The organism is Halochromatium sp. (genome assembly GCF_054919635.1).
Window position 1 is genome coordinate 1 of record NZ_JBUDPI010000445.1, and the last position, 2,664, is coordinate 2,664.

Below are 2,664 nucleotides of genomic sequence, written 5' to 3' on the forward strand. Positions count from 1 at the left end.
CGCCGGTCTCGGCAAGCGCTAAGGCGAACACCGCATGGAGATCTTCGGCACTATCTTCGCCGGCCTCGGACTCTTCTTCATCGGCGTCAAGCTCATCTCGAGCAACCTCAAAGCAATGAGCGGCGGTGCCTTCCGTCGCCTCATCGCGCGCGTGACTCAGCACCCAGTCTCGGCCAGCGTTGTCGGCACGCTGGGCGGCGCACTCACCCAAAGTACGAATGCGATGACCTTCATCGTCATCAGCATGGTGACCTCTGGCATGGTCGCGCTGCGCAAGGCCGTTCCGATTGTCATCTGGGCCAACCTCGGCACCTCGGCGCTCGTGCTGCTGGCGACACTGGACATGCACGTGATGATCCTGTTCTTGCTCGGCATCACAGGGCTCGGCTTCTATTTCGACCTCGACAAATCCAGTCGCTACCGCTACCTGCTCGGCGCCTTGCTCGGCATCGGCATGCTCTTCTACGGCCTAGACCTGATCAAGGCCGGCGCGGCCCCTTTGCAAGCGCTGCCGTTCGTCCGCGATTTGCTGAGCATAGCGAGTCAGTCGTTCCTGCTCGCCTTCGTCATCGGTGTCTTGGTGACGCTAGTGGTGCAATCCTCAGCGACCGTTTCGGTGATTGCGGTGACCCTGATCAGCGTTGGTCTCCTAAACCTCGACCAGAGCGTGATGATCGTCTTTGGCGCCAGCCTAGGGTCGGGCCTCAGCGTGCTCCTACTTGGCTCCAACCTGAACGGAACCGGCAGACAGCTCGCCTTGTTTCAGGTACTGCTCAAGCTGGTCGGCCTGATCATCCTGGTGCCGCTTTTCCTCATCGAGACCTGGACCCATCAGCCCTTGCTGCTGGCAGCGCTCCAGAGCCAAGCGCCCTCGATCGACACCCAAGTCGCCTTGATCTACTTGCTGCTGCAGCTCGTCTCCTGTATCGCCATGTCGTTGCTCAGCGGCCCGGCGTTGCACCTGGCCCAGCGCCTCAGTCCAGCTTCACCCGAGGAGGCGCTCTCGAGTCCGCGTTATCTCTATGCTCAGGCGATCGACGAGGCAGAGTCGGCACTGGCACTGGTTCATTGTGAGCAGAAGCGTTTACTCAAGCGCTTACCATTGCTGCTCGACGCGATTCGGGAAGACGACGATCGAACCGGCGACCAGGAGACCGAATCGGTTGACCACGAGGCCCTGTACCGGGCTAGCGGTGTGGTCGCGAGCTCGATCGACAGCTTCCTAACCGAGCTCACCGAGCGGACCAGCGCCCATTCAGGCCTTGAGGGCATTGTGAATCTGCAGAGCCGCAACAGTCTGCTCTCGAACCTCCAGGACAGCTGCATGGAGCTCGTCGAATCCTTGCGCCAACCGGCCCAAGCGGCTGGCGCAGAGCGGATACGCAACAACATCGCCGAGGGTCTTCATGCGTTGCTGGACACCTTGGCTTCCGCCTTCGAAAGCGGCGATCCCGGCGACCTCGACTTGGTCTTGCAGCTCAGCAGCGACCGGTCAGCCGTGATGGAGCGCATCCGCGCCGACCTCCTGGGCAAGGAAGCCGATCTGTCGTTGGCCGAAAAACAGCAGTTCTTGGATGCGACAAGCCTCGTGGAGCGCATCACCTGGCTCGTACGTCGTTACCTGAAACTGGCCCAGCGCCGCTGAGCAGCGCCTGACGGCAAGGCAACTGAGCCGAGACCGAACCGGATGGATCGTCGATGGGCTTCAGCTGTTGGCTGAGACCGCCTGCAGCGCCTTTCTTCGGTCCGGGTAGCAGGTGAGTATCGAGAGAAAACCGCTGATCTCGAAGACCTCTTTGACCGGGTCCTGCAGACTACAGATCGCGAATCCGCGCTGAGCCTGTTTGCAGCGCTTTGCGCCCATCAAGAAGACGCGCAGCCCAGCACTCGACACATAGTCCAAGCGCGAGCAATCAATCAGCACCGACGGTGAATCGTCGATGCGGCCCAGGAGATGCTCCTGCAGGACCGGCGCGGTTCGGCTATCGAGGCGGCCCTGCGGGATCAACACAAGGGCCTTGTCATTCGTCTCTTCTAGGATGTCCATCCGGCTTCCTCCGTTATCACGGCCAATCAGAATCCAATCGGAATCAAGGGCAGCGCTCGGCTTCAAGCACAGCGCGGTCCCTTTCAGAATCGAAGATCCAGGGTCGCGCCCCCAAAGGGCGCGGGATCAAATCGCGTCTTATCAATGAGCCCGCCATCAGCATCCTCAAGCCGTAGCTCGCCCGCGAACTCGACGCCAGCAACCAGACTCAAGCTCAGATGATGACCAAAGCGACGGGTCGCCCCGAGAAAAACCGGCACCGAGCGCTCTTGGCCAACACCAGACACCGCGACACCGCGATCATCGAGTCGAAAGCGCGACTTCTCGTAACGCGCACCAAGGGACAGTGCCCAGCGCTCCGATGGTCGCCAGTCTAACAGGAGTCCTGGTCCTTCAGAGGCTGCAAAGCCACCCCCTGTGCGCAGCGCCAAGCGGTCCGTGAGCTTCCAGTCGATGGCCAGGATCGGGAACCAGTCGACCTCATCCTCAAGCTCGGAAAAGACCCCAAAACCAGGCCCAATGCTGAGACGATCGCTCACCCGATAACTCGCCGCGGCCAACAGACCGCCGATTTGCCCGTCACCGAGGTCGGCCCCTTCCTCGGCACGCCAGCGGAT

2 protein-coding genes and 1 pseudogene are annotated in these 2,664 nt (G+C 61.3%); 1 reads left to right on the plus strand and 2 read right to left on the minus strand.

Annotated features, from left to right (window positions below; genetic code table 11):
- Positions 1 to 34: 34 nt before the first annotated feature.
- Positions 35 to 1,645, plus strand: a complete 1,611-nt coding sequence (locus ACY693_RS18035) for a Na/Pi cotransporter family protein (protein WP_462323194.1) — start codon at positions 35 to 37, stop codon at positions 1,643 to 1,645.
- 60 nt (positions 1,646 to 1,705) lie between these two features.
- Here ACY693_RS18035 and ACY693_RS18040 read toward each other — a convergent pair whose 3' ends face one another.
- The gene (locus ACY693_RS18040; RefSeq protein WP_462323195.1) at positions 1,706 to 2,047 is read right to left on the minus strand and encodes an STAS domain-containing protein; all 342 of its coding nucleotides are present in this window, start codon (positions 2,045 to 2,047) and stop codon (positions 1,706 to 1,708) included.
- 83 nt (positions 2,048 to 2,130) lie between these two features.
- Positions 2,131 to 2,664: pseudogene (locus ACY693_RS18045) on the minus strand (hypothetical protein); the annotation flags it as partial.

Coding starts and splice junctions, on each gene's coding strand:
- ACY693_RS18035 (WP_462323194.1), top strand. CDS start 35: ATGGAGATCTTCGGCACTATCTTCGCCGGCCTCGGACTCTTCTTCATC.
- ACY693_RS18040 (WP_462323195.1), bottom strand. CDS start 2,047: ATGGACATCCTAGAAGAGACGAATGACAAGGCCCTTGTGTTGATCCCG.